Source organism: Mesorhizobium sp. WSM4306 (genome assembly GCF_007003975.1).
Taxonomy (GTDB): Bacteria; Pseudomonadota; Alphaproteobacteria; order Rhizobiales; family Rhizobiaceae; genus Mesorhizobium.
In genome coordinates this window covers 75,982-101,771 of record NZ_VFTC01000008.1, presented here as the reverse complement: position 1 = coordinate 101,771, position 25,790 = coordinate 75,982, and the positions used below count along the sequence as shown (strand labels likewise).

The following is a 25,790-nucleotide window of genomic DNA, read 5'->3' as shown; positions in this document are numbered from 1 at the left end:
CGCTGTTCTAATTGGCAAGCGGTTTGATCGTCTCGTAGCCGTTCACCGATTCCGCGCTGGTGCCTTCATCGTAGCGCCGGGCGAGTGCCGCTTGCAGATCGGGCGCATAGAGCGCGGTGAATGTGTCCAGCGTCTCGCCGTCGCCGTTCTTGAACGTCTCCTTGACGGCCAGTACGTTGTACTTGCAGGCGCCGACGCTGAACGTCTCCTTGCCCTTGACGACAAGGCTCAGCGTCTTGGTGCTCTTCGGCTGCTTGTTCGGCGACAGCTCGACGAATTCAATCGTGCTCTTTGCCCCCGTCTTCAGCGGAAACAGCTTTCGCAGGTCGGAAAACGGGATCATCGCCACCCGGCCGGTATCGCTGTCGCGAAACACTTCGACCAGACCGGCGAACAGGAACTGCGTCTGCGGCGATTGCGATCCGTAGGTGTTGGCGACGGACACCATGCCGCCGGCCACCGGCCGAAACTCACTGCGGACGCCGGGCATTTCCAGCACGAATCCGGCTTTGGCCGATTTTGCGTCGACGCAATCGGCGGCATGCACCGCACCCGCCGGCAGCAGCCCAGCCAGCACCATGCCTATCGAAGCACCTTTCATGAAATCCTCCTCTGCCCGCGCACTGTGCATCGGCGCGGAAAAATGCCAGAGCCACAATGCTGTGTCGACCTGCCATGCGTGGCAACTGGACGGCGGGACGCCGGCTGTGCTGAAACTCGGACCATGAATCGCATGTCGACCCGGCGCAAATTCCTCGAACAGGCAGCCGGCCTTGCCATGGCTGGCATGCTGCCGCGCGCCGCTCTCGGCCAGACCGGAAAGCGTATCCAGCCGATCGACGCCACCTTCTTGTTCATCGCCGATGTCCATGCCTGTCGCATGGCGAGCGGCCTGAGCCCCAATTGCCTGCAGGAAGGCAAGACCGATGCCGCGCTGTTGCGTAATGTCGCGGCCCTCAATGGTTTGGCCGACAGGCAATGGCCGGCCGAGATCGACGGCGTTGCCACCGGCTTGCGTTCGGCAGGCAGCCACATCGGCGCGCCACTCGGCCTCGTCGTTGGCGGCGACATCACTGACGATGGCGGCGGCCAGATCACAGAACCCAGCGAAGGCACGCAGCTCTTGCAGTTCAGCCAGCGCTACAGCGAGGGCATCGGCCCGGACCGTGTGCACATGCCGGTCTATGTCGGGCTGGGCAACCATGATCTCGACCAGAACGGCTCGCCGCCGCATGTCGACTGGTACCGGCGTGAATTGCGCGACTATGTCGAGGTCAACCACCGCCCGGGCGTGTTCTTCAAACCGCCGGTGCCGGCCACCGAATACGATGTCGACACCGACTGCTATTCCTGGGATTGGGGCGGCCTGCATCTGGTCCAGACGCATCGATTTGCCGGCGACACCGGCCACGGCGCGGTGAGCAGCCTGCCATGGCTGAAGCAGGATCTGGCAACCTACGCCGCGGACGGCCGTCCCGTCATCCTGTTCCAGCACTATGGCTGGGATACTTTTTCGGTCGAGCGCTGGGACCCGGCCAAGCGCACCTATGACGATGACGGCTCAGGCGCGCCGCACTGGTGGAGCGAGGCCGACCGGCAGGCGTTGCTTGCAGCGCTGAAAGGCTACAACGTCATCGCCATCTTCCATGGCCACCAGCACGAAGTGCCGATGATCTACAACAGCGACGGTCTCGACCTGTTCAAGCCGAAGGCCGCCTATATGGGTGGCTTTGCGCTGGCGAAAGTAACCGGCGAGGCCATGGATGTGGTGCTGGGCGAGGCCACCGGCGACCATGGCGAGGTCAAGTTCACCAATGCCTTCAGCAAGAAACTGACCTTCTGACAGTGCGCACGAAAAAGGCGGCCTGGAGCCGCCTTCTTCGTAGCCTGCAAAGATCGGATCAGAGCGCTTTCTTGACCTTGTCCTTCACGTCGCCGTAGGCCTTCTGCACCTTGCCGGCGATCTTGTCGGCCGTGCCTTCGGCCTGGGTCTGCCTGTTGCCGGTCGCCTTGCCGGCAGCCTGCTTGACCGAACCCTTGATCTGCTTTGCCACGCCGGCGACCTGATCCTTGTTCACCATCGTTGCATCTCCTGGGATTTTTGTTTGCAGGGGGCAAACGGGCAGGCGTGGCTTAGGTTCCCCGGACAGAAAATCATCGTCGCATTGGTTGCCTATCTGGTCGCCTGGATGCTTGCCGCCATCGTATGAGCGGCTAGTGTGACGAAAATTTTGGGGGAGACCGTCTTGGCCGAATTCACGCTCATCATCGCCAACAAATGCTTTTCATCCTGGTCGCTGAGGCCATGGTTGGCGATGAAGCATCTGGAGATACCGTTCGAGGAAGGGTTTGTGCGCCTGCGCACGCCCGAGACCTTTGCCAACCTGGCGAAAGTGTCACCGACCGGCCTCGTGCCGATCCTGAATCACAACGGCAGGATCGTCTGGGAAACCCTTGCCATCCTTGAATATCTGGCCGATCTGTTTCCGGAGAAAAAACTCTGGCCGCAGGATATCGGCGCTCGTGCCTTGGCGCGCTCGGTGGCGACCGAGATGCATTCCGGTTTTCGCGAGGTGCGCTATGGCTGGCCGATGAATTTGCGCCGGCCAAAGGGGCACAAGCCGCTCGACGCCGAAGGCGAATTGCAGCGGGCGCGCATCGAAACGATCTGGCGCCAGTGCCGCGAACAACACGGCAAGGGCGGTCCGTTCCTGTTCGGCCATTTTACCGCGGCCGATGCCATGTACGCGCCGGTCGTTACCCGATTCGACACCTATGGTGGCGAACTGGCGCCGGATATACGCGCCTATGTCGATGCCGTGCTGGCAACGCCGGCAATGCGGCACTGGTATGCGGAAGCGGCGAAGGAGACGTGGCCGGAACCCGGCCCGGACGAATAGGTCGGCTTGACGACACCCTGGGGAGGGGACCGATGGCCAGCAATGACGGACCGCGCGAAACCAAGGCTCCATCAATCTTCCATTGCCGGCTGATCCCGCCTCGGCCGGACTTTGCCTTCACCATGACGGAGGAGGAGAGGGAACTGATGGGCCGGCATGCCGACTATCTGCGTGGCAAGCTGCGCGAGGGCACCATGATTTTGGCTGGCCGGGTCGCCGACCCGGCCGGCCCCTGGGGCTGCTGATCCTGCGTGTCGGGAGCGAAGCCGAGGCGCGGGCGGTGACCGACGGCGATCCGGTGTCGAGTTCGGGCCGCGGTTTCCACTACGAGATCCTGCCGATGATCAGCGCGATCCTGTAGGCCGCTAGAGCAATCCAGGAAGTGTGAGCGGTTTTCGGTTCGGAAATTGCGAAAAAAACTAATGCGATAGACCCGGCACATACAAGAACGCCTCTCGCACCGTTTAATGTGTGGGAGGCGTCCTGTTGCCAGCATTCTGAGATTGCTCTCTGTACTGCTGACACCATAAAAATGCGCGGGCTTGGGAATGGTTCCAAGCCTGGCACATTTTTTTTACGCCCGCCTTACCCTGCTTCGGCTCGCCAGTTGAGGCGTCATCCCTCAGCATCTCCAGGTTGAATTTTGGCCGCAGGAAAACCAGAAATTGACTCGGCGCCAAAAGAAGTCTACAAGACATATGTCGATATTTGTTTGACCGACTTTTGTTATCCGCGCACGCATGCGCGCCTTTGACGAACTTCCCCATCAAAAATCGAGACAAACGCTGTTGTGCAGTCGCACAATGGTGAACGAATATTTGCCAGGGAAAGGGTTCTTCATGGCCACCGGCACAGTGAAATGGTTCAACGCCACCAAAGGTTTTGGTTTTATTCAGCCTGACGACGGCTCCGCTGACGTTTTCGTCCACATCTCGGCCGTAGAGCGCGCCGGCATGCGTGACATCGTCGAGGGCCAGAAGCTCGGCTACGAGATGACCCGCGACAACAAGTCGGGCAAGATGTCCGCCGACCAGTTGAAGGCGGCCTGATCAAGAAATTCGGCCTTCCGGTGACCACGGATGTACTGGCACCGGTGAAAGGCTGAAAGGAGTGCCTTGCGCATCCAGTTGGATGCGCGGCGCTTCCATGGAAGGTCAGGCCGTGCCTGGCCTTTTTCATTTTGCGTGTCATGCCGCTAAAAGTGCGCTGCACGCCGGCCGGAACGTGCTAAAGGACGCTCCAGCAATCTGAACCGCCCGTAATGCCCCGATGCCTTACTGATTTGGTCGTGACCAACGACCGGTCTCGCTCTATCGGCACCAGGCTCCCGACAGGAGAAAGTTTTTGACCACTCAATCGAAGACCGCCGATCAGGCCGGCTCGCTGTTCAGCAAGACGCAGACCCAGTCGATGTCGCTCAACCGCATCCTGTCCGAGCGTGATGCCGTCAGCGAGGCACGCGAAGCCAAGACCGCACGCTTGCGCGAACTGCGCAAGGAAAAGGAAGCCGACGAGATGGCAGCGGCCGCCGCCCTTGCGGCGTTGCCGAAGCGGGCAGGTAAACGTTGATGGCCACCAAGCGCGTACCGCCTACGCCGATCGATGCCGATTCGACCATTGCGTCCATGGTCGAAGGCCTGGACAAGCCGGTCGAATATGTCCGCCGCGTGCTGGAAAAACTCGAGCGCTGCAAGCGCGCGCATGGCGATGCCCAGGTGCGCGTAGGCGTGCGCGGCCGCGCCGAAGCCCCGAACTACCTGATCGAATATGTCCGCGAGGACAAAAAGACCCTGGAGCGGGTGACCTATCAGGATGCCGCCTATAGCGGCAGCACGCATCGCGAGCTGGCGGCGCATCACATCGCGGAAACCAGGAACTGGTCGCCCGAGGAAATGAACATCACGGCGGTCTCGGCGCTGATCGGCCGCTTGCGCAATCCGCGCGCACCATCATCGCGTTTTTCCGACGAGGACTGACATGGCCATAAAGTTTTCCGCCAAGGACCAGCCGGCAGCGACGGCTGCCGCTGCAAAGCCGGCCAAGCCCGCTGCCGCGCCGAAGGCTGCCGAGGCCGCGACCGATCTGTTCAAGTCGCCGGCTGACGCACCGAAGGGCAAGGCGGCCAAGAAAAAATAGCGCCTTGCCACGAGATGCCGGTTATCCCTCCATCGCACCCGCCCTGGCTGGCGCTCCGAACGTTTTGTCTGGCGATGAGGGTGCGGTCGCAATCTTCGACTGTCAGAGCTGCGGCGCCTGCTGTTCCTACTCCGCCGAATGGCCACGCTTCTCGATGGAAGACGATGCTCAGCTCGACCGGATCCCGGAAAAATTCGTGGCGGCTGACCTCTCCGGCATGCGCTGCGACGGTGTCCGCTGTTCGGCGCTGACCGGCGAGGTTGGCAAGCACACGGCCTGCGGCATTTACGAGATCCGTCCTGATGTCTGCCGCGCCTGCATGCCCGGCGGCGACGATTGCCTGATGGCGCGCAAGGCGCACGGCATGGTTGATCTTCCCCCTTGAGGGGGAGATGGCCGCGAAGCGGTCAGAGGGGGTCGTCTCGCATGGAGCGCCGGCGCCCCTTTCGTTATGGAAAACGCTGGCGCTTCACGCGCGGCGACCCCCTCTGTCGCCTTTCGGCGACATCTCCCCCTCGAGGGGGGAGATTATGCCACCCGCTTGCCCAACCTCACATCACCCGATAGCTTCCACGCCGGGCAGGGCGTTGGAGGATCCATGAGCATCGAATTCCTGTTGACGTCGCTGATTGTCGTGGCTTCGCCCGGCACCGGCGTTCTCTACACGCTGAGCGCCGGGCTTTCGCGCGGGGTGCGCGCCTCGATCATCGCCGCATTCGGCTGCACGCTCGGCATCATCCCGCATATGGCCGCCGCCATCACCGGCCTCGCGGCACTGCTGCACACAAGTGCTGTCGCCTTCGAGACGCTGAAATATCTCGGCGTCGCCTATCTCGTCTACATGGCCTGGAACACGTTGAAGGAGAAGGGCGGCTTGAGCGTCGACGAAAACGCAGCACCCCGTTCCGCCGCCAAGGTCATCACCTCCGGCATCCTGATCAACATTCTCAACCCGAAACTGTCGATCTTCTTCTTTGCATTCCTGCCGCAATTCGTCAGCACCACCGAACCGAACGCCTTCGGCAAGATGCTCGAACTCTCGAGCGTCTTCATGCTTTTGACCTTCGTCGTGTTCGTCGGTTACGGCATCTTTGCCGCCTCGATCCGCAGCCACGTCGTGTCGCGGCCGATGGTGCTGACCTGGATGCGCCGCACCTTCGCCGGCGCCTTCGTCATGCTCGGCGCCAAGCTGGCGCTGGCCGATCGGTAGATCTGGAACTGCCAGCCCCTCGGCCTAAAGCACCTCGTCGCTTTCGGACCGGGTCCGGATGCCGAGGCGCCAGGCCGAGGGTGGAACACCGATCATCTTCTTGAAGGCGCGGCTGAACGCCGCCTCGGATTCGTAGCCGATTTCGGCCGCGATGTTTGCCATGTTGCTGTTGCCGGCGCTGAGCAGTTCCGAGGCGATCTGCATGCGCCATTTGGCGAGATAGTGCATCGGCGGCATGCCGACGAGCCTGGTGAAGCGTTCGGCGAGCACCGTGCGCGACAGCGCGCAGTCCTTCGCCAGCGCCTCCACCGTCCAGTTATGCGCCGGCCGGTCGTGGATAAGCGCCAGCGCCCTCGCCAGATGCGGATCGCGCAGGCCCGCCAGCCAGCCCGTATGTTGCGGCGGCAAGGATTCCACATAACGGCGCAGCACGTCGACGAACATCAGCTCGCTGAGCTTGGTCAGCACTGTTTCGCTGCCGGCGCGCTTTTCAGCCACTTCCGAGACCGCCAGCTTGATGAACTGGCCGAGCCAGCCGCCATCGCCTTTCGCGTCTCCGGCCTTGATCACCGGCGGCAATGCCTCGAGCAGGGGATTGAACGGCTGAGCGTCGCAGGCGAGATAGCCGCACACCAGCCTGGCCGACATTGCCCCGTCGCCGGCGCAGTTGATGTAGAACGGCATCTGGCCGGCAGTCGCTATATCCAGCACATCGGCGGTCGGCGGATCGGCGCGCAGCGCCGGATTGCTCGACATGATGTGCGGATCGCTCTTGGTGAAGACCACGACTTCACCGGCCTGCAGCGCGATCGCTTCCTGGCCGACGATGCGGGCGAAGCAGCTTCCAGCCGTCACCACATGGTAGGAAATCAGATGGTCGGCGCCGGGCAGGATCTTCGGCAGGATGGACGATGGCGCCGGTGAGCAGACAGCCCACGGCTCATGTCCTTCGATATCGAAAAACGTCGCGCCGGTAAGGCGCACCGTCCTCAACAGGTCAGACAGAGCATCCCCGGCCATTCCACCTTGTCCCGCACCCGGCAAGCCGGTCTGGCATCATCCCTTTCCAGTTCCGGACGCGCTGTCAAGCAAGGCGGACGCCGCATCATTCAGTTTGCGGCCGGAACGCTTAAACCCCCGCCGGTGCTCAAGCGCTGCCGAAAGCAGGCGCTGAGCGCACTCGAAACCAACAAAGGACAAAAGTCATGACGGTACATAGAGGCGGGTGTTTTTGCGGCGCCGTGGAGATCGAAGTGCACGGAACCGCCGAGGCAATGGGCTATTGCCACTGCAGTTCCTGCCGATCCTGGTCGGCATCTCCGGTGAACGCCTTCACGCTGTGGAAGCCGGAAAACGTCAAGGTCACCAAGGGCGCGGAGTTCCTGTCGCGCTTCGAGAAGACCGAAATGAGCGATCGCCAGTTCTGCACGAAATGCGGAGGCCATCTGATGACCGCCCATCCGCCGCTCGGCCTCGTCGACGTCTATGCGGCGACGATTCCCGGCATGAAATTCACGCCTGGGCTTCACGTCAACTATGCCGAGACCGTGCTGCCGATGAAGGACGGATTGCCCAAGCTGCGAGATTTTCCGGCGGAACTCGGCGGCTCCGGCATCGCCGTGCCGGAGTAAGCCACCGCTGTTCGCCATTTTCACAACGACTATTCAAGACAGGAGATAATCCATGGAAATCGCAACATTTCGGGCCACGCAGGAACCGATCAAGGATCTCTACCGCAGGGATGCGCAGGCCGCGTTTCTCACGTTGAAGGCCAAGGGCGTCGCCGACGCATCCACCGTGACTTGCAAGGTCGAAACCGGGCGTGGGCTGGCACTTGCCGGCATCCATCCGATGGCCGGTGGCAGCGGCCAGGAACTCTGCTCCGGCGACATGCTGCTGGAGGCGCTGATCGCCTGCGCCGGCGTCTCGATGCGGGCGGCTGCAGCCGTGCTCGACATTCCGATCAGGTCGGCTGAGGTCTCCGCGGAAGGCGACGTCGATCTTCGCGGTACGCTGGGTGTCACCGAAGGCGTGCCGGTCGGTTTCAAGGAAATCCGCCTGCGGTTCGATATCGACACCGAGGCTTCGCAGAACCAGCTTGACCAGCTGCTTGAACTCACCGACCGCTACTGCGTGATCTTCCAGACCATCCAGAACAGCCCCAGGACCACGGTGAAGCTGCAAAAGGTCGGGCAGTGACGAAATAGCAGCCCGGAATCTCTGCCCTGTGGGGCGAGATTCCGGGCTGATCCGCGTATGGTCCAGCATCGGGCCAAGGCCTATCCCTTCACATAGCCCATCGCCTCGACGATGCGCCCGTCCGCGACGCGCATCAGGTTGACGCCGCGGATGGAGTTGCCGTCGGCCATGAAATAGCGCCAGCGGATCGTTGCCCGTTCACCGGCGACAAACGTTTCCTCGAGGTCGAAGCGCGTGCCGGGCTGGGTGGCGATTGCCGACCATAGGGCAACGCATGCCCCTTTACCGGCATGGCGGGCGCCGTCCGGTGCCGGCACAGTGTTTTCGATGACGCAGTCCTCGGCGACCAGTTCGCCAAGCGCCGATGGATCGTGCAGCTGGAACACATTGTTGAAGCGCTGCATGATTTCGGCAGTCTGCCTGGAGTGGTCGTCCGGATGAATGCTCGTGATGCTGTTCTGGCTCATCTCATATCTCCTGGTTTTCATTGTCCCGTGGCAGTGGTGGCGACGAGCTCGGCCTTGAGCGCTATTGTTGCAACGCCGGCCAAAGCACGAGAGACGAGGCAGGTCGTCTTCGCCGTCTCCGCCATGCGCTGGAATTCGGCAGGCTCGAGGCCGGGCATATCGGCTTGCGTTTCGAGCTCGATGCGGGTGATCGTCGGTCCCGCGGCGGTCGCGCCGAGATGCACCTTGGCGGCGGTGCGAATGTTTCGGGCAACATGGCCGTCCTGGCCGAGGATGAAGGTCAGCGCCATCGAGAAGCAGCCGGCATGGGCTGCCGCGATCAGTTCTTCCGGGTTGGTGCCTGGACCGTTTTCAAAGCGCGACGGAAAGGAATATGCGCCTTCGAAGACGCCGCTGCCAAGCCGCAGGCGGCCGCCGCCTTCCTTCAGCGTGCCTTGCCATTCTGCGAAAGCTTCACGGATTGTCATGGTCGTTCTCCTTCGTTGGGTTCAATATGATGAGCTGGCAAACGGGTCAGGCGCCGTCGATGACAACCTTCCCGAACACGTCGCCCTGCTGGAAGTAGCGGTAAGCATCGCCGGCTTCGGGGAACGGGAAGACCTTGTCGATGACGGGCTTCAGGCGATGCTGCGAGACGGCGCGCAGCATTGCCTCGAGGTTCGTCCGGCTGCCGACGAACAGGCGGCTGATGGTGACGAGGCTGCGCTGATAAAGCGCTGCCGGCATCTCGATCGATCTGCCTTTGGCGTCCTGCAGCGTCAGCTGCACGATGTGCCCATAAAGCGTGCTGGCAATCAGCGACTGCGCAAAGGTGGCCGGGCCGCCGGTTTCAACGACGAGGTCGATGCCACCTGTCTGTTCGCGCACCCAGCCGCCCCATTCCGGCGTGTCGGTACTGGAGACAACCAGGTCAGCGCCCAGCCCTCGCAGCCTGTCGGCCTTCTCGGCGCGCGATGTGACAGCCACGACGCGGCAACCGGCGAGCTTGGCGAACTGCAGCGCAAACAGCGCGACGCCACCTGAACCGATGACCAGAACCCATTGACCTGGTTTGAGAATTCCGGGACCCGTCACCGCATTCCAGGCCGTCACGCCGGCGCAGGTCAGCGTCGCCGCCTCATGCCAGCTTAGATGGTCGGGCAACCGGACCGCCCATTGCTCATCGAGCACGGCATATTCCGCCAGCATGCCGTCCAATGTGCAGCCGAGCTGGTCGATCAGACCGGGATTGATGCGGCCGTCGATCCAGCGGGCGAAGTAGCTGCCGGTGACGCGGTCGCCGACGGCAAAGCGGGTGACGGCATCGCCAATGGCGGCGATCTCACCGGCGCCGTCGCTGAGCGGAATGACGCCCGGGCACGGCATCAGCGGATAGGTACCGCCAAGGATCATCGTGTCGCGGCGGTTGAGCGAGGTGGCGCGAACGCGGATCACAATCTCATGCGATTTCGGTTCTGGCCGCGCCTCGTTGCGCATCGCCAGGGAATCGGCCCCGCCGGATCCTTCGAGACGGTAGCTGCGCATATCGCTCTCCTCAAAAGTATGTAGACTGATCTATATATTATGTAGACCGGTTGTCATATTTTGTGCAAGGCCTATAATGGCCGCTCCTGACAGAGGCTGACATGGCAAACGACACCCGCACCCGCATACTCGAGACGACGGCGCTGCTGCTCAGGCAGCGCGGCTATCACGGCACTTCGCTCAACGATATCTTGAGCGCCAGTGCTGCACCGCGCGGCTCGCTCTACTTCCATTTTCCTGGCGGCAAGGACCAGCTGGTCATCGAGGTGACGCGCGACAGCGTCGCCGACGTGACGAAAAGGCTGGGCGAGGCGCTTGCCGCCGAGAGCGATCCGGCGGTGGCCGTCCATCACATCTATCAGTCGGTCGGACGCATGCTGGAGGAAAACGAGTTTTCACTGGGCTGTCCGATCGCGCCGGTGGTGCTGGATTCGCCGACCGACGTACCGGAACTGGTGGAACTCTGCCGCTCGGCTTTCGAGCAATGGATCGGCTTGCTGCGGGAGGCTTTCGTCAGGGCAGGGGTACCGGAGCGGCGCGCCCACGCTTTGGCGCTGCTGGTCGAATCCTCGCTGGAAGGGCTGATGGTGATTGTGCGGGCCACCCGCGACCGCTCGGCGCTGGCCGTCGTCGCCGACGAGGTCGCGGCTCTCGTCAAAGGCGTTGTGCTGACTGGAGGATAGACGCCGCGACGTGCGGATGCCGCCGTCTGAACCTCGGTAGCTTCAGCCTAAACGCAGAAAGGGCGCCTTTCGGCGCCCTTTCCGTATGCACAAGCCAGGTTGGCTGGATTGGGAATCCATACCGCCACTCAAGCCCGCTTGCGGGCTTGAGCAACTTTAGCTCATGGGCGTGCTTTATGGATTTCTTAGAAATCCATGCCGCCCATGCCGCCCATGCCGCCGCCGCCCATGCCGCCAGGCATGCCGCCGCCAGCCGACTCCTTCTTCGGAGCCTCCGCGATCATGGCTTCGGTGGTGACGAGCAGGCCGGCGACCGAGGCCGCGTCCTGGAGAGCCGTGCGAACGACCTTGACCGGGTCGACGATGCCCATGGCGATCATGTCGCCATACTCGCCGGTCTGGGCGTTATAGCCGTAGGTCGCGCCCTTGTTGTCGAGGATCTTGCCGGCAACGATCGAAGCTTCAGCACCTGCGTTCGAAGCGATCTGGCGGGCCGGAGCCTGCAGCGCACGACGAACGATGTTAATGCCGGCAGCCTGGTCGGCATTGGCGCCGGCTGCCTTGATGTTGGCCGAAGCGCGCAGCAGAGCGACGCCGCCGCCTGCAACGATGCCTTCTTCCACGGCCGCGCGGGTCGCGTTCAGGGCGTCATCAACGCGGTCCTTCTTTTCCTTGACTTCGACTTCCGTCGCGCCGCCGACGCGGATCACCGCAACGCCGCCCGCCAACTTGGCGAGACGTTCCTGCAGCTTCTCCTTGTCGTAGTCCGAGGTGGTCTCTTCGATCTGCTGCTTGATCTGGGCAACGCGGCCCTGGATCTCGGCCTTCTTGCCGGCGCCGTCGACGATGGTGGTGTTCTCCTTGGAGATCGACACCTTCTTGGCGCGGCCGAGCATGTTGAGGCCGACGTTCTCGAGCTTGATGCCGAGGTCTTCCGAGATGACCTGGCCACCGGTGAGGATGGCGATGTCTTCCAGCATGGCCTTGCGGCGATCACCGAAGCCCGGCGCCTTGACGGCGGCGATCTTCAGGCCACCGCGCAGCTTGTTGACGACGAGCGTAGCCAGAGCCTCGCCTTCGACGTCTTCCGAGATGATGAGCAGCGGCTTGGAGGTCTGCACGACGGCTTCGAGAACCGGCAGCATGGCCTGGAGGTTGGAGAGCTTCTTCTCGTGCAGGAGGATGTAGACGTCCTCGAGCTCTGCAACCATCTTGTCGGCGTTGGTGACGAAGTAGGGCGAGAGATAGCCGCGGTCGAACTGCATGCCTTCGACGACTTCCAGCTCGGTCTCGGCGGTCTTGGCTTCTTCAACCGTGATGACGCCTTCGTTGCCGACCTTCTGCATCGCTTCCGCGATCATGGCGCCGACCGACTCGTCGCCATTGGCCGAGATCGTGCCGACCTGGGCAACTTCCTCGGAGGTCTTGATCTTCTTGGCAGCCTTGCCGAGAGCCGCGACGACTTCGGTGACGGCCAGATCGATGCCACGCTTCAGGTCCATCGGGTTCATGCCGGCGGCAACGGCCTTGTGGCCTTCCTGGACGATCGACTGCGCCAGAACGGTCGCGGTCGTGGTGCCGTCGCCGGCGATGTCGTTGGTCTTCGAAGCAACTTCGCGGACCATCTGCGCGCCCATGTTTTCGAACTTGTCCTCAAGCTCGATTTCCTTGGCGACGGTCACGCCGTCCTTGGTGATGCGCGGGGCGCCGAACGACTTGTCGATGACGACGTTGCGGCCCTTGGGGCCGAGCGTGACCTTCACCGCATCGGCGAGGATGTTGACGCCGCGCAGCATGCGCTCACGGGCGTCGCGGGAGAATTTTACGTCTTTAGCAGCCATGTTTTAGCTCCTGGCAAGGGCTCGGGGAGAGCCCGAAAATTCAGTTGATGAGGAGGCCGATAATCAGCCGATGATGCCCATAATGTCGGATTCCTTCATGATCAGAAGGTCTTCGCCATTGAGCTTGACTTCGGTGCCCGACCACTTGCCGAACAGGATGCGGTCGCCAGCCTTGACGTCCAGGGGAACCAGCTTGCCAGCTTCGTCACGAGCGCCGGAGCCGACGGCGATGATCTCGCCTTCCTGCGGCTTTTCCTTTGCCGTATCCGGGATGATGATCCCGCCGGCGGTCTTGGATTCGGATTCGACCCGGCGTACGACCACGCGGTCATGAAGCGGGCGGAACTTCGACTTTGCCATTTTTTCTTCCTCGAATGAGAACGGTGAGAACAGTTCCTCCATCCGGCGATGCCGGACATGAGTTAGCACTCACCAAGGGAGAGTGCTAACGTGGCGCTGAAATAGGCGCGTGGCTTTCGAGAGTCAAGGCGAGCGGTGGGCTCAATTTGCTCTAATTTGGGCCCTGCCGTGGTCCGACGGGAACCCTAGCGACGCCTCGGCGATCCAAGCACCAGCAGAGGGCATCGTTCCGCCAGCGGATAGGAGCCGCTCGACACGACGCGCACATCGCCGAACCACCCACTCGCCTCATCGACGAGCACGGCCAGCGTCGCGAAGCTGTAGCTTACGTCGGAGCCGGCATAGACGTCGATCGTGTTGATCGAGGCGATGCTCCATCCGGTCCGCGCGGCAAGGGCCTCGCGGTCGGGGAACAGGCCGTCGAATGTGTCGCGGATCATTCGCACCTGGATCGCGAAATCCGGGCCGCCCGTGGTGCACGCCATGGCGATCCGCCATTTGAGCGCATGGAAATTCTCGATCGCGCCGGCCAGCACCTGGGCTTCAATGCTGGCCAGATCCTCGGACGTTTCCGGGGCGGCGAAAACGCGGATCGCGGCACGCCCGCCGGGTCTCAGGACCCTGGCGATTTCGCCGTGCAGGCGATTGCGTGCCGCCTTCGAGGCGACGGCGGACAGACATCCGTCGCCAATGACTGCCTCGGTGCTGGCCCCGGCAACCGGCAGATCCAGCCAGTTTCCAGCCATCGCGCTGCGCGAGGCATTGTCGCCTGCCCATACGCCCGAGATCATGGCCGCCGATTGGTCGATGGCCAGCATCGATCTGCCGAGCACGGCAAGTTCCGGTGTCACCCCAAGGAGCAGGACATCAGCATTTGCCAGGCTGACTTCGCGCTTGAATATATCAACGGTTTCCGGCGTCGGCCGAAGCGGCGCGTCCAGAAGCCTCCAGTGACGGTGATAATTGTCCCAATGATTCGTCATGCTGCCTTTGCAGAGTCCGAGACTTCTGGCTTTTGGTGTTCACAGTCGCCTATTAGAAAATTGCAGGAAATCAAAAGGCTGTCTGTGGCACGTATTGTCGTCGTAACGCATGAGCACGATCGGTTCCAGAGCGGCCGCAACCTCTTGCTGCGCAGGTCGAGCCCCTACATGCTTTTCGATGTTCTCGAAGAACTGAGAAGGCGCGGCCATTCGGTCCGGATCCAGCAAGGCCCGGCCAGGACGCACAGTGCCGACATTGCAATTCTACATGTTGATGCAACGGTCACACCGGCCGATTATCTCGACTATGCACGGGGTTTTCCGTTCTGCCTCAATCTCGCAACGGCCGACATCTCCAAGCGACGGATTAGCGGCGCTTTGCTAAAGCGTAACGACGCCTGGCAGGGCCCGGTCATCGTCAAAACCAATCTCAACAATCAGGGCATTCCGGAGACGTTCCTCAACCGGCGATCCAGACGCGCGGGCAAGCCGCCACCTTTTCCCGATGTGCAGGGGCTGCAGCCCTATGAGGTCTACGAGTCTCTTGGCGACGTCCCGGATGGCGTCTTCGGCGACGACGATCTGGTCGTGGAAAAGTTCATTGCCGAACGGGAACCCGATGGCTTCGCAATGCGGTTCTGGGTGTTTTGCGGAGAGAGCGAGCGTTGCACCCGCTACATCTCACCAAATGGCCTCGTCAAGGCATCTGAAACGATCCGACGTGAGCCTGTCCCTGTTCCCGACGAGATCCGCGAGCTGCGACGAGAACTCGGCTTCGACTACGGCAAATTCGATTTCGTCATGCATGAGGGCAGGGCGATCCTGCTCGATGCCAACAAGACGCCGGGCCGTCCCAAAAACCTGGTGAAAATGTTTGCGGCTGGCGCTGCCCATCTGGCCGACGGCTTCGAAGGCCTCATGCGCCGGGCGCGATAGGCAGTGCTTCTCGCCTAAAGAAACTGGCGCAACTGCGTATGGATGATCGACCGGTAGTCCTCGATCGTATGGCGGCTTTCCGTTTCGTCCTGGGTCAGCGCCATGCGCACGACGCCGCCGGCAAGCTGGAAGATCAGGAAAACCATGCGCCCGAACTCTTGGCGCCGTTCGGCCGCGAGAAACGGGCCGACATGGTCGCAGAACATCGCCGCCTGGCGCCGGGTCTCGGCGATATCGAGATTTTGCAGCGCCTTGTCGGCCTGGATTGCGTTCTGCAGGTCCTGGATGGCCGGGTCGCCGGCAACGCGTTCATAATAGTCGTCGAGCAGACGGTCGGCGGCTGCGATGACGTCGCTCAGGCCGCCGATGTCGGCAACGATCACGGCAAGGCGCGCGCGGCTCACTTCGGAGAAACGCTCGTAGAGCATCGCCAGGATCGCCGACTTGTTGGGGAAGTAATGATAGACGGTGGCGATCGGCCCGCCGGCCAGCGCGCCGACTTCCTTCATGGTGACGGCGTCGATGCCCTTTTCGCCGATCAGCCGCATGGTCGTCGACAGAATGGCGTCTATGCGTTCGCGGCTGCGCTCCTGCTTTGGTCTGCGTCTGGGCTCGGTCGCCGTTCTCATTACTTCGTTCATGTTGCCATCCCCTCGATCGCCAAGACCATTCGATGCCCAGCCTTGCTAATGCCGAGTCCCGCTAATGATTGACAAACGAATATGATCGAGTATCAGTTTCTAAATACTGACAGATTGTCAGTTTTTTTGCCGTCAGGCAAGGACGTTGGAGGCGCCCCCGTGACTTCTATTGGTGAGGCCGGAAACGGTGACTGGCTGGTCGGCAACCCGACCGGGGCGCAACTGGCCTCGGCACTGTGGATCGGCTCGGTCGGCCTGCTCATTCTCGGCCTGCAGCCGGTGCTGCTTGGCGCCCTCTACACCGAAGGACATGTCAGCGGCGATGAGCTCGCTCTGGTCGCCACGGCCGAAATGATCGCCATCGGCATCGGCTCGGCGGTCATCGCGATGCTGCTCTCCGCGCGCAATATGCGTTGGAAGAGTGCGGTCCTTCTGGTCCTGCTGGCACTGGCGAACTTGGCAACCGCCTATGCGGTCAGCCCGAATTCGCTGATTGGCGCACGCACCGTCGCCGGTCTCGCCGAAGGTGGCCTGGTGGCGGTCGCCACCGAACTGATCGCCCGCTCGCGCCGGGCCGAGCGTATCGGCGGCTATTTCGTCACCATCCAGACCCTGGCGCAATGCGCGCTGGCGCTCTTGCTGGCGCTTTACGTCATCCCGGCTGCCGGATCGGCGGGCGGCTTCATCGTTCTTGCCGTCGTCTGCATCGCCTCGCTGGCGGTCGCCTTCATCGTCCCGGACAACTATGCCGACCTGCCGAAGGAGGAGAATTTCGGCAATGTGCTGACCGTGCCTTCGATCACCGCTCTGCTGTGCGTCTTCTGCTACTTCATGTTTTTCGGCTCGATCTGGGCCTTTCTCGAGCCGCTCGGCGCGCAATACGGCATTGACGGGCGCACCGTCGGCCTGATCGTCTCCGCCAGCCTTGCGATCCAGGTGCTGGGCGCGATGACGGCGACCGTCTTCGAAGCGCGCATCGACTACCGCTTCGCTATAGTGGCGATCGGCGTGGTCGCTGTCGCCTGTTCCACGGTGCTCGCCGGCAGTCCCAGCCTGGCGATATTCTGGGCCGCCGCGCTGGTCATGGGCTTCATTCTTCTGTTCATCGTGCCCTATCAGATCCGGCTGGCGATCACCGCCGACGAGACGCGCACGGCCGTGCTCCTGGTGCCGGCCGCCCAGCTCTTCGGTCTGGCCATCGGGCCGATCGCGGCATCGCTGCTGATCGATGGCAAGGACTTTCGGCCGGTGCCGCAATTCGCCGCCGCCAGTGCCGCGGCCAGCGTCATAATGCTTGGCCTGTTCATCCTGGTTGCGCGCCGCCGCGCCATCGCCTGACCGAAACCACTTTTCCCGAAGACACGATGGCGTGAGCGTCCAGCCGATCGGCATGGAGATACTTGACTAAGTCAAATAAATGATCGATCGTCCTGGAGCAGGAGGAGGCTGGCCCATGACGATCCATCATCAACCCGGCAAGGAACGCATCGACGCGGTGCGGGCTTTCAACCGCTTCTACACCCGCCAGATCGGGCTGCTCGACGAAGGCCTGCTGAAAAGCGCCTTCTCGCTGACCGAGGCGCGGGTGCTTTATGAACTGGCGAACCGCGATGGGCTGACCGCCACCGACCTCATTCGCGATCTCGGCCTCGACGCAGGCTATGTCAGCCGGCTGCTAAAGAAGTTCGAGCACTTACAGCTGATTTCGCGAACGGCGCTTGCGTCGGACGCGCGGCAATCGTCGATCACGCTGGCGCCGGCGGGCCGGCAGGCCTTCGCACCGCTGAACCGGGATTCACATGACCAGGTCGCGGCCTTGCTGGAGCGTCTCCCGGCTGTCGAACAGGACCGGCTGGTCAAGGCCATGCAGACGGTGCAGCAACTCCTGGGGGAGAGCCCGGAGGCCAAAGTTCCCTACATGCTGCGGCCCTTGCAGGTCGGCGACATCGGCTGGATCGTTCGTCGCCAGGGACAGATCTACGCACAGGACTATGGCTGGGACGAAACCTACGAGGCGCTGGTCGCCGAAATCCTCGGCGCCTTCGTAAAATCCTTCGATCCAAAATGGGAGCGCAGCTGGATCGCCGAACGGCAAGGCGAGGTGGTCGGCTCGGTCTTCGTCGTGCGCAAGTCGGACGACGTGGCGAAGCTGCGCCTGCTCTATGTCGAGCCCTCGGCGCGGGGCCTCGGCATCGGCAAGCGGCTGGTCGAGGAGTGCATCGGCTTCGCCCGCGCCAAGGGCTACAAGACGCTGACCCTGTGGACCAACGACATCCTGACCGCCGCCCGCCACATCTATGAAAGCGCCGGCTTCAAGCTGGCCGACGAAGAGCGCCACCACGCCTTCGGCAGGGATCTGGTCGGCCAGAACTGGAACCTGGACTTCAAACCTTGACCGGGATCCAGATCTCCAGCCCGCCGTTGCCGCTGCGCGGATCGAACTCCGGCCCGTAGCGTTCGAATTCGGGGCCGTCCGCTATATCGTGCCCAGAGGCCGGCAGCCATTTGTTCCAGATCGTGTTGACTGTGCGGCGGATGGTCGAGATGTGCTCGGCATGGGTGAAGATCGCGTATTTCTGTGCCGGCACTCGCACCCGGGAAAGCTCCTTCGGCAGGTCGGAGAAATCCAGGACTTCGACGCCGGCGATGTAGTCAAAATTGCCGGCGTCGTCCCCGTTGACGCAGACGCCATAGGCGACGTCGCCGGTCTCGCCCGGAATGTTGCCGATATAGGGACCGAAGCGCTGCCACTGCATTGGAATCGCGGCGCTGGATTCGCAGCTGTAGCGCTCGCCGAGGCCGGCGATGAGGAACGGCCGCCCAGCCTCGAAGCGTGGCGGCGGCAGTGAAGCGAGGAAGGATTGATCCATCAGGATCGGCTCCACGAGGTCGAGGTTTTTGAGGCTGCCCTGCGCGCGCACCAGTTCCGGCGTGGTACCGAACTGGTCGCGGAAGGCGCGGGTGAAGGCCTCATGCGAGGCGTAGCCGGCATCGAGCGCGACCGCGAGAATGTCGGGCGCGCCGGCGGCCAGCTTGCGCGCCGCTTCCGTCAGCCGGCGGGCGCGCATATAGCCCATCACCGAACGTCCGGTGGCGGCGCCGAAGGCGCGCGTCACATGAAAGCGCGACACGCCGCTGCTGTGCGCGACATCGTCGAGCGAGATCGCTTCCGGCAGATGGCTTTCGACAAACCACAGCGCTTTCTCGGTCGGGTTCATGGCTCCTCGTATTTGGCGGATCGACACTATCCATCGCGCCGCCCGGCAGTTTGATCGAAATTGCGCCCTGGGCAATAATGCAGCATGCCGTGTCGATGTGGGAATCGAAACGGCACGATCCGGGGAAGGATGTCCCGATGACAGCGACGGCTGCCGATCAGGTGTTCCGGTTTGGCGGGTTTACACTCGACCTAGCCATGGGCACGCTGCGCGGCATCAACGAGCCGCTGTTCCTGCGCCCCAAGGCTTACGCGCTGCTGTCGCATCTCGCCCGCAACATGGGCCGCGTCGTGCCGAAATCAGAACTGATGGATGTGGTGTGGCCGGGTGTCTACGTCACAGAGGATTCGCTTACCCAGTCGGTACGCGAAATCCGCAAGGTGCTGGGCGATGACATGGTGCGCACCGTGTCCAAGCGCGGCTATATGCTCGCCGCCGAAGCGCAGACCGCACCTGAGATCGGCGCGCAGCCGGTGGTGGCCGTTGTGCGCTTCCGCAATGAGAGCGGGGATCCGGCCGACGAGGCGATGGTCGACGGCTTTGCCGAGGATCTCATCAACGGCGTCGCGCGTTTTGGCACGGTTACCGTGCTGGCGCGCAATTCGAGTTTTTCCTTCGCCTCCTTCGGGCGTTCCGAATGGCCTGAGGTTCGCGCCCGCATCGGCGCCAACTATCTGGTCGAAGGGTCGCTGCGCCGCCAGGGCGAGCATGTCGTGGTGGCCGTCAGCCTCGTCGACATCGCCACCGCCCGTCAGCTCTGGGGCGACCGGTTCCAGTCCCAAGGCGACGGCCTGTTCGCCATCGAGCGCGAAATCGTCGAGCAGATTGTCAGCCGCCTGGTCACGCGCGTCACCAATGCCGGTCTCGAACAGGCCTCGCGCAAGCCGGTGACCAGCCTTGCCGCTTATGAGCTTCTATTGCGCGGTTTTGCGATGTTGCGCGATCCGGCCCAGACCGACCAACGCAGCGCCGAAATCCTGTTCGAGGCGGCGATCGCCAAGGATCCAGGCTACGGCCTTGCCTACACCTATCTCGCTCTGGTGCGGGCCTTGGATGGAGAGTTCGGCCGCGCCAACGACGCAGTGCTGGAAAATGCGCGTGATCTCGCCGAAAAGGGCTTGGCCCTGTCGCCGGATCAGCCTACCGGGCATCGCGTGCAATCATTGATCCGGCTCTATATGCGCGAGCATGAAGCCGCAGAGCAGCACATGCGCATCGCGCTACAGCTCAACCCCTGCGATGCCGACTGCATCGAGCAGATGGGCATGCTGCTCACCATGCGCGGCCGGCCGCTCGAAGCCCTGACCTGGCTGGCGCGCGGCATTCGCATCGATCCCTTGCACCCGCACTGGTACCAGTTCGACCGCGCGCTGGCGCTCTACATGATGGGGGAATACCGGCAGGCGGCGGATGCGCTGGAGCTGGCGACGCGTCCGGCGCCGTGGATTAGAACCCGGCTGGCAGCCTGCTATGCCCAGCTGGGCGAGATGGAGAAGGCGCGACGGCAGATCGCCCTGATCGAGGAAGGCGCTCCGTTTTCGCCGATCGACTATGCGCTGCGTGGCGTGCCGTTCGAGAACACGGCCGATGCCGAGCATCTCGCCGAAGGCGTCAGACTTGCCCTCGGCGAGACCCAAGCCTAGGCCGATCAATCGACGACCACGACGATGTAGCGGCCCTGATAGGCTCGGTAATAGGTGCCGCCGCAACGCCAGACGTCGAAGCCGTTGACCTTGGTGCGTACGCAGCCTGCCGGCAGCGTGGCGGCCCAGGCCGTGGTGTGGCGCAGCACGCGCCATGCGGTGGTGCGGCGGGCGACGCCGGCGGCGCTGCGCGGTGTCCACGGCGCACCGACACGGGCCTGCGCCTCGCCGACCAGCGCGAGTGCTGGCACGGCGACGCCGACGGTCTCGAGGGCGCTGAATGTTATGGCCAGAACGGCAGCCAGGGAGCGGATTTTCTTTAGGGAATTCATAGACATTTTCATTTCTCCAGATGTTGAAACCTAGTGGGAGGATGAAGCGGCAAGCCGGGCCGAGCCCGCCAATGCCGCCAGGTGAGCAACCACGAACAGGATGTGCGCCGCGGTTGTGACGTAGCCGACGACGAGCACGTCGGCGGCGATGAAGAACTGCCAGAACGCGAGGTTTGCGGTTCCAAGCAGCAGGTGCACGGCAGCCAGGAAGGCATGCCATGTGCGGGAGTAGGCGATGCGCCAGAGCGTGACGCCGATGATCAGGGCCAGGCCGTGCGCCTCGATGAAGCCGATGCCGGTGCCCGGCGCATTGCCAAGCGGAACGGCTTCAGCACCGGTGCCGAAGAACGAGCCGGCAACGTCGGTGGCGAGCCCGCCGACTGATGCCAGGATCAGAAAGCCAGCGTTGAAGCGCACGAGGATCTTTCCAAAGAAGGGGTCCATGGTCGATTTCCTTTCGGTTGAGTGGGGTCGCCACGGCGCAAGCGCACACGGCGAAAGCCGATGGCGAAAAGAGGGGATGGTTGGGATTGATGAGCGCCGACGACCAAGCCGGCGCTAAGCAATCAGGCCAGGCTGTGCATGGTGCCGGTGATGCGATAGGGCGCGCGCTCTGCCAGCCTCGGTTTTATCGCCAGTCCGGCGAGGTAGCGTTGGAAGGCGGCCGCCTCCTGGACCGGTGAGGCCAGCGCGACATGACCGTCCGGTCTCACCAGATAGGCGCCGCCGCGCTGCAGACCGGCGGCTTCCGCAATGTCCGACCAGGCGAAGACATGAACCGGAATGCCGGTCGAGGCGAGCATCGCGCGAAATTCGCCATTGGCCTCGCCATAGACATGCACCTGCCAGTCGAGCGAACGCAGCGGTTCGAAATTGTCGCCATTCACCGCAGGGACATAGGGCAGGCGGTCGCCGCCCTCGATTGTGCCGGCCTTGCCGCTGCTGATCGCGCTTTCGCGGTATTGAATGCGGGTCTGCGAAATCAGTCCGAAAAACCTGCGCGATCCGAAAGTAGTGCCTAGCGCCGCGCGCAGGATCTTCGGCATCAGATAGCGGCGGAACAGGCCGACCAGCCGCGAGCGGCTGGTGGCGACCCGAAACGCCTGGTCCGTGCTGTCGATCAGCTTGCGGGCAAAGGCGATGCGCTCCGGCTCGTAGCTGTCGAGCAGGCGCTGGTCGGCGCGGCCCTGCGCCACGGCGGCGAGTTTCCAGGCGAGATTGACCGCGTCGCCCATGCCGGTGTTCATCCCCTGGCCGCCGGCCGGGCTGTGGATATGGCCGGCATCGCCGGCGAGGAAGACGCGGCCTGCGCGGAAGCGATCGGCGACGCGGTGATGGACGCGGTAGGTCGAGAACCAGTTGACCTTGTCGATCGTCACGCCGGTGTCGCGCTCGATATCGGCGCGGATCGCCTCGAAGGTGATCGTCTCGTCCGCCTCACGCGCCTTCGGCACAATGCCGATCAGGCGCAGCGAGCCCGACTGCCGCACCGGCATGACGATCGCAAAGCCATAGGTGCTGATGACGGTGTCCATGCCATTGCGGGTGACGTCGCCGCGCCCATCGACATCGGTGACGTAGAAGGCCTGCTCGTAAGTGCCGCCGGGAAAGCCGATGCCGAGCCCGTGGCGCACCGCGCTGCGGGCGCCGTCGCAGCCCGCGAGATAGGCGGCGCTGACGATCTCGTCCGTGCCGTTCTTGCGCAAGGTGGCAACGACTGCATTGCCCTTGTCCTCGAAGGCCACCAACTCGGTGTTGCGCTCGACCTGGACGCCGGCCCGCTCGAGATGCGCGATCAGCACGCGCTCATGAACATCCTGCGGCAGTGCGAAGGCAAACGGGTAGGGACTGATACCGCGGCCGAAATCGGCCAGCGGCAGTTTTGCGGCAATGCCAGCCGGCGTGTGCACGGTGAGCTGTTCGATTTTCACGCCTGCGGCGATTACGTCGTCGACGATGCCGATCTGGCGATGGAATTCCAGCGTGCGGGCCTGGACGGCCAGCGCGCGCGATGTCTCGCCGGGACCGGCGTCCTTGTCGAAGAGGCGGACCGGAACGCCGAGACGGGTGAGCCAAAGCGCAAGCGTCAGGCCGGTAGGACCGGCGCCGGCAATAAGGACTTTTGTTTGAGCCGTGCTCATTTTGTTTCTCCCTGAAGAGTGCGGACTTTTTCATGTTCGCGCAAGCGGTTGACGCCGGCGGTGACGACGATGCCGCCTTCGGAAAGACCGTCGCTGACCAAGACACGATCGGTCTCATAACCGGCAACAACGATGCCTTTCAGCTCTACTGCAGACGAGGCGCTCAAGGGGGCCTCGCTCCATCTGTTGTGGGATACGGCTTTCATCTTGTCTCCTGTCCATGGTGCGGCTGGCGCCGAAACGGCAGCGGCAAAGATCCTGGTTGGAGAGGGGAGCGCCTTGGCGCAAATTCGGGTTCAGTCCGCCCCTTTCACCAGCCCGCTCTCATTCGGCGTTTCGGCGGTGGAAATCCCGATCGGTTTCTGAAAATTTTCCGATGTTTTCAGCGACTGGCGCTAACGGCGACGGCCCGCTGACGGCGGCCCACAAAGGGCAGACGGGTGAAGTCAACGCCCCGCCTACTGTCCGTGGCGCAGCGCGCGGCGGCAAGGATCACATGTTGAAGCCGCTGCTCAGCAGGCTGCCGCCGAAACGTCTGCCTTGCAGAAGCGCATGGATCCGCGGGCCAAAAAGGTTGCGGCACTTTCGGCGCTCGCAACCGCGCCCTCGACCCAGTTTTGGGGAAATAGGCACCTTTGCCGCCCGACGATCGGCATATCTGCCATCCCCGTTTGCCGGCTCTGGCGCAATGCCGTATCTTGAATGGTAAGCACGCTTATTATATATACCGCTCATGGTTTCCGACGGCATAGATAGACTGGGCTTTTTGATCCACGACGTGCAGCGCCTGCTGCGCAAGCGCTTCGAGATGCGCGCCAGCGGGCTTGGCCTGTCTTCTGCGCAATGGCGGTTGATGGTTCGGGTCGCCAAGGAAGAGGGCATCAGCCAGGCGCGCCTTGCCGAGCTGCTCGAAATCGAGCCGATCAGCGTTTCGCGGCTGGTCGATCGCATGGAAGAAGGCGGCTGGATCGAGCGCCGCTCGGATGCCGCCGATCGCCGCGTGCGCATGATCTTCCCGACCCAGAAGGCAAGCGCCGCTTATGCGGAGGTCAAGAGCCTGGCCGGCGAGGTCTATGAGGAATCGCTAGTCGGCGTTTCGCCGGAAGACCGCCGCGTCCTGATCAGGGCACTCGACGCCATCGCGCAGAACCTTACAGACGGCGATACGTCGTCCCAAAAAAGTACGGAAGGGGCAGCGGCATGAACGCGGCAGCCAAAATAGACGACAACGTCACCAAGCTCGAAGTGGAGGCGCCGGCACAGCCGACCGCCGAAGCCCCCGCGCAGCCGGTAGCGGCGCCTGTAGCGGTTGCAGCGCCAGTGCAGCCCGCGCCGGCTCCGAAAAAGCCGCGCCGCCTCGGCCGCTTGCTTCTAATGGTCGTCCTGCCGGCGGCACTGGCCATTGGCGGCGGCTATGTCTGGGTGACCGGCGGCCGCTATCAGGAGACCGAGAACGCCAATTTGCAGCAGGCCAAGGTGTCGATCGCCTCGGATACGGCCGGGCGCATCGTTCAGGTCGACATTTCAGACAACCAGCTGGTCAAGCAGGGTGATGTGCTGTTTGCCATCGATCCCGAGCCCTACCGGATCGCGTTGGCCCAGGCCGATGCGGCGGTTGCGGTCGCACGCGTGGGCATCGAACAGTTGCGCGCTGCCTACAGCCAGGCGATGGCGCAGGAGAAGTCCGACGCCAGCGAAGTCGACTACGCGCAGTCGCAGTATGACCGCGCTGCCGATCTGGCCCAGAAGGGCATCAACGCCAAATCCTCGCTGGATCAGGCCAAGAACGATCTCGACAAGGCAAGGCAGCAACTGGCGGTGGCCGAGCAGGGCATCATCAGCGCCAAGGCCGCTCTCGCCGGCAATCCCGATATCGAGACCGACAAGCACCCGACGGTGATGGCCGCACTCGCCGCGCGCGACAAGGCCGCCTACGATCTGGCACAGACCACGGTCAAGGCGCCGGCGGACGGCGTCATCAGCCAGGCCTCGTCTTTCAAGGTCGGTCAGTATGTCGGTTCCGGCACGCCTTTGTTTGCGCTGGTCGAGACCGGCGACACCTGGATCGATGCCAATTTCAAGGAAACCCAGCTTACCCATATGAAAACCGGCCAGAAGGCCGAGATCGTGGTCGACACCTATCCGGGCCGCACGTTCGAAGCCACCGTCAAGGCAATCGGCGCCGGCACTGGCGCGGAGTTTTCGCTGTTGCCGGCCCAGAACGCCACCGGCAACTGGGTGAAAGTCACGCAGCGCATTCCGGTGCGCCTGGAGCTCACCGATGCCGACGCCAAGATGGCGCTGCGCACCGGCATGAGCGCCTCGGTTACGGTGGACACCGGCGTCGCTCGCGGTTTGCCGGCCATCTTCGGCCACGCCACGGCGGCTGAGGCACAATAGCTGTGAGTGGACCGTGATCCTCAAAGGCAGGACCACGGCCGGGCAGAATGCTCGCTCAGGCGAGCTGTGATGACAGGATTGGTCCGATGGCAGGTTGCGCGAGGGGTGGGTTGGACCGGGCCGCATCGCGGGCTGACTCCAGCCTGGCCATCGCGGCGCCGATCGTTCGGTCCTTG

General features: G+C 63.0%; 33 protein-coding genes. 18 read left to right on the top strand and 15 right to left on the bottom strand.

Features of this window, described 5'->3' with window-relative positions; all coding sequences use genetic code 11:
• Positions 1-7: 7 nt before the first annotated feature.
• The gene (locus FJV77_RS12205) at positions 8-601 is read right to left on the bottom strand and encodes a hypothetical protein (protein ID WP_142867049.1); all 594 of its coding nucleotides are present in this window, start codon (positions 599-601) and stop codon (positions 8-10) included.
• Positions 602-724: 123 nt separating this feature from the next.
• Here FJV77_RS12205 and FJV77_RS12200 point away from each other — a divergent pair, with 123 nt between their 5' ends.
• Positions 725-1,843: a metallophosphoesterase gene (locus tag FJV77_RS12200; RefSeq protein ID WP_185970292.1), complete on the top strand. Its 1,119-nt coding sequence runs from the start codon at positions 725-727 to the stop codon at positions 1,841-1,843.
• Positions 1,844-1,901: 58 nt separating this feature from the next.
• Here FJV77_RS12200 and FJV77_RS12195 read toward each other — a convergent pair whose 3' ends face one another.
• Positions 1,902-2,081, bottom strand: a complete 180-nt coding sequence (locus FJV77_RS12195; RefSeq protein ID WP_142867047.1) for a CsbD family protein — start codon at positions 2,079-2,081, stop codon at positions 1,902-1,904.
• Positions 2,082-2,246: 165 nt separating this feature from the next.
• Between FJV77_RS12195 and FJV77_RS12190 the strand changes: the two genes are divergently transcribed.
• From FJV77_RS12190 to FJV77_RS12155, 8 genes are all read left to right on the top strand, one after another.
• On the top strand, positions 2,247-2,900 hold the full coding sequence (locus tag FJV77_RS12190; protein WP_142867046.1) for a glutathione S-transferase family protein: 654 nt from the start codon (positions 2,247-2,249) through the stop codon (positions 2,898-2,900).
• Positions 2,901-2,932: 32 nt separating this feature from the next.
• The gene (locus FJV77_RS32335) at positions 2,933-3,145 is read left to right on the top strand and encodes a YciI family protein (RefSeq protein ID WP_185970291.1); all 213 of its coding nucleotides are present in this window, start codon (positions 2,933-2,935) and stop codon (positions 3,143-3,145) included.
• A gap of 594 nt (positions 3,146-3,739) precedes the next feature.
• The gene (locus FJV77_RS12180) at positions 3,740-3,949 is read left to right on the top strand and encodes a cold-shock protein (RefSeq protein ID WP_023671502.1); all 210 of its coding nucleotides are present in this window, start codon (positions 3,740-3,742) and stop codon (positions 3,947-3,949) included.
• Positions 3,950-4,244: 295 nt separating this feature from the next.
• Entirely contained in the window at positions 4,245-4,469 is a 225-nt protein-coding gene (locus FJV77_RS12175; protein WP_112562407.1) for a hypothetical protein, read from the top strand.
• The gene (locus FJV77_RS12170; protein ID WP_142867045.1) at positions 4,469-4,876 is read left to right on the top strand and encodes a hypothetical protein; all 408 of its coding nucleotides are present in this window, start codon (positions 4,469-4,471) and stop codon (positions 4,874-4,876) included. The genes FJV77_RS12175 and FJV77_RS12170 overlap by 1 nt, the downstream gene beginning before the upstream one ends.
• A gap of 1 nt (position 4,877) precedes the next feature.
• Positions 4,878-5,036 (top strand): hypothetical protein, encoded by a 159-nt coding sequence (locus tag FJV77_RS12165; protein WP_142867044.1) that lies wholly within the window; start codon positions 4,878-4,880, stop codon positions 5,034-5,036.
• Positions 5,037-5,079: 43 nt separating this feature from the next.
• Positions 5,080-5,421 (top strand): YkgJ family cysteine cluster protein, encoded by a 342-nt coding sequence (locus FJV77_RS12160; protein ID WP_246691246.1) that lies wholly within the window; start codon positions 5,080-5,082, stop codon positions 5,419-5,421.
• A 213-nt stretch (positions 5,422-5,634) separates the two neighbouring features.
• Positions 5,635-6,246 (top strand): LysE family translocator, encoded by a 612-nt coding sequence (locus tag FJV77_RS12155; protein ID WP_142867042.1) that lies wholly within the window; start codon positions 5,635-5,637, stop codon positions 6,244-6,246.
• A 24-nt stretch (positions 6,247-6,270) separates the two neighbouring features.
• Here the strand turns inward: FJV77_RS12155 and FJV77_RS12150 are convergent, their stop codons facing one another.
• Positions 6,271-7,266 (bottom strand): AraC family transcriptional regulator, encoded by a 996-nt coding sequence (locus tag FJV77_RS12150; RefSeq protein WP_142867041.1) that lies wholly within the window; start codon positions 7,264-7,266, stop codon positions 6,271-6,273.
• Positions 7,267-7,451: 185 nt separating this feature from the next.
• Here FJV77_RS12150 and FJV77_RS12145 point away from each other — a divergent pair, with 185 nt between their 5' ends.
• Positions 7,452-7,877, top strand: coding sequence for a GFA family protein (locus FJV77_RS12145; RefSeq protein ID WP_142867040.1), 426 nt, complete (start codon positions 7,452-7,454; stop codon positions 7,875-7,877).
• Positions 7,878-7,929: 52 nt separating this feature from the next.
• Positions 7,930-8,445 carry an OsmC family protein gene (locus tag FJV77_RS12140; RefSeq protein WP_142867039.1) on the top strand — a complete coding sequence of 172 codons (516 nt, stop codon included), beginning with the start codon at positions 7,930-7,932 and terminating at the stop codon, positions 8,443-8,445.
• Between the two features lie 80 nt (positions 8,446-8,525).
• Here the strand turns inward: FJV77_RS12140 and FJV77_RS12135 are convergent, their stop codons facing one another.
• Genes FJV77_RS12135 through FJV77_RS12125 form a run of 3 tightly spaced genes read right to left on the bottom strand, consistent with a single transcriptional unit; the run spans position 8,526 to position 10,436 of the window.
• Complete coding sequence (locus FJV77_RS12135) at positions 8,526-8,912, bottom strand: nuclear transport factor 2 family protein (RefSeq protein ID WP_142867038.1); 387 nt, start codon at positions 8,910-8,912, stop codon at positions 8,526-8,528.
• Positions 8,913-8,929: 17 nt separating this feature from the next.
• Positions 8,930-9,379, bottom strand: coding sequence for an OsmC family peroxiredoxin (locus FJV77_RS12130; protein ID WP_142867037.1), 450 nt, complete (start codon positions 9,377-9,379; stop codon positions 8,930-8,932).
• A 46-nt stretch (positions 9,380-9,425) separates the two neighbouring features.
• Positions 9,426-10,436 (bottom strand): NAD(P)-dependent alcohol dehydrogenase, encoded by a 1,011-nt coding sequence (locus tag FJV77_RS12125; protein ID WP_142867036.1) that lies wholly within the window; start codon positions 10,434-10,436, stop codon positions 9,426-9,428.
• A 101-nt stretch (positions 10,437-10,537) separates the two neighbouring features.
• Between FJV77_RS12125 and FJV77_RS12120 the strand changes: the two genes are divergently transcribed.
• A complete protein-coding gene (locus FJV77_RS12120; protein ID WP_142867035.1) occupies positions 10,538-11,119 on the top strand; it encodes a TetR/AcrR family transcriptional regulator in 582 nt (193 codons plus the stop codon).
• A 185-nt stretch (positions 11,120-11,304) separates the two neighbouring features.
• Here FJV77_RS12120 and groL read toward each other — a convergent pair whose 3' ends face one another.
• From groL to FJV77_RS12105, 3 genes are all read right to left on the bottom strand, one after another.
• A complete protein-coding gene (gene groL / locus FJV77_RS12115; protein WP_112564873.1) occupies positions 11,305-12,960 on the bottom strand; it encodes a chaperonin GroEL in 1,656 nt (551 codons plus the stop codon).
• A gap of 63 nt (positions 12,961-13,023) precedes the next feature.
• Positions 13,024-13,320 (bottom strand): co-chaperone GroES, encoded by a 297-nt coding sequence (groES, locus tag FJV77_RS12110; protein WP_006203049.1) that lies wholly within the window; start codon positions 13,318-13,320, stop codon positions 13,024-13,026.
• A gap of 185 nt (positions 13,321-13,505) precedes the next feature.
• On the bottom strand, positions 13,506-14,153 hold the full coding sequence (locus FJV77_RS12105; protein ID WP_246691233.1) for a methyltransferase domain-containing protein: 648 nt from the start codon (positions 14,151-14,153) through the stop codon (positions 13,506-13,508).
• Here FJV77_RS12105 and FJV77_RS12100 point away from each other — a divergent pair.
• The gene (locus tag FJV77_RS12100; RefSeq protein WP_246691232.1) at positions 14,121-15,239 is read left to right on the top strand and encodes a hypothetical protein; all 1,119 of its coding nucleotides are present in this window, start codon (positions 14,121-14,123) and stop codon (positions 15,237-15,239) included. The genes FJV77_RS12105 and FJV77_RS12100 overlap by 33 nt on opposite strands.
• Positions 15,240-15,253: 14 nt before the next feature.
• On the opposite strand, the gene FJV77_RS12095 is transcribed toward FJV77_RS12100, so the two are convergent.
• A complete protein-coding gene (locus FJV77_RS12095; protein ID WP_185970290.1) occupies positions 15,254-15,880 on the bottom strand; it encodes a TetR/AcrR family transcriptional regulator in 627 nt (208 codons plus the stop codon).
• Positions 15,881-16,039: 159 nt separating this feature from the next.
• On the opposite strand from FJV77_RS12095, the gene FJV77_RS12090 reads away from it, so the two are divergent.
• Complete coding sequence (locus FJV77_RS12090; RefSeq protein ID WP_142867032.1) at positions 16,040-17,218, top strand: MFS transporter; 1,179 nt, start codon at positions 16,040-16,042, stop codon at positions 17,216-17,218.
• 115 nt (positions 17,219-17,333) lie between these two features.
• On the top strand, positions 17,334-18,275 hold the full coding sequence (locus FJV77_RS12085; RefSeq protein ID WP_142867031.1) for a helix-turn-helix domain-containing GNAT family N-acetyltransferase: 942 nt from the start codon (positions 17,334-17,336) through the stop codon (positions 18,273-18,275).
• Here FJV77_RS12085 and FJV77_RS12080 read toward each other — a convergent pair.
• A complete protein-coding gene (locus FJV77_RS12080; RefSeq protein ID WP_142867030.1) occupies positions 18,265-19,098 on the bottom strand; it encodes an AraC family transcriptional regulator in 834 nt (277 codons plus the stop codon). The two genes, FJV77_RS12085 and FJV77_RS12080, sit on opposite strands and share 11 nt — an antisense overlap.
• Positions 19,099-19,235: 137 nt before the next feature.
• On the opposite strand from FJV77_RS12080, the gene FJV77_RS12075 reads away from it, so the two are divergent.
• Complete coding sequence (locus tag FJV77_RS12075; protein ID WP_142867029.1) at positions 19,236-20,741, top strand: winged helix-turn-helix domain-containing protein; 1,506 nt, start codon at positions 19,236-19,238, stop codon at positions 20,739-20,741.
• A 5-nt stretch (positions 20,742-20,746) separates the two neighbouring features.
• Here the strand turns inward: FJV77_RS12075 and FJV77_RS12070 are convergent, their stop codons facing one another.
• The 4 genes from FJV77_RS12070 to FJV77_RS12055 form a co-directional block, all read right to left on the bottom strand.
• A complete protein-coding gene (locus tag FJV77_RS12070) occupies positions 20,747-21,079 on the bottom strand; it encodes a hypothetical protein (protein WP_246691231.1) in 333 nt (110 codons plus the stop codon).
• A 24-nt stretch (positions 21,080-21,103) separates the two neighbouring features.
• Complete coding sequence (locus tag FJV77_RS12065; protein WP_210246338.1) at positions 21,104-21,517, bottom strand: hypothetical protein; 414 nt, start codon at positions 21,515-21,517, stop codon at positions 21,104-21,106.
• Positions 21,518-21,639: 122 nt separating this feature from the next.
• Positions 21,640-23,214, bottom strand: coding sequence for an FAD-dependent monooxygenase (locus FJV77_RS12060; RefSeq protein WP_142867028.1), 1,575 nt, complete (start codon positions 23,212-23,214; stop codon positions 21,640-21,642).
• Complete coding sequence (locus FJV77_RS12055; RefSeq protein ID WP_185970289.1) at positions 23,211-23,420, bottom strand: hypothetical protein; 210 nt, start codon at positions 23,418-23,420, stop codon at positions 23,211-23,213. The genes FJV77_RS12060 and FJV77_RS12055 overlap by 4 nt, the downstream gene beginning before the upstream one ends.
• Positions 23,421-23,947: 527 nt before the next feature.
• Here FJV77_RS12055 and FJV77_RS12050 point away from each other — a divergent pair.
• Both FJV77_RS12050 and FJV77_RS12045 read left to right on the top strand, forming a co-directional pair.
• A complete protein-coding gene (locus tag FJV77_RS12050; protein ID WP_142867027.1) occupies positions 23,948-24,418 on the top strand; it encodes a MarR family transcriptional regulator in 471 nt (156 codons plus the stop codon).
• A complete protein-coding gene (locus FJV77_RS12045; RefSeq protein ID WP_142867026.1) occupies positions 24,415-25,614 on the top strand; it encodes an HlyD family secretion protein in 1,200 nt (399 codons plus the stop codon). The genes FJV77_RS12050 and FJV77_RS12045 overlap by 4 nt, the downstream gene beginning before the upstream one ends.
• Positions 25,615-25,790: the final 176 nt, after the last annotated feature.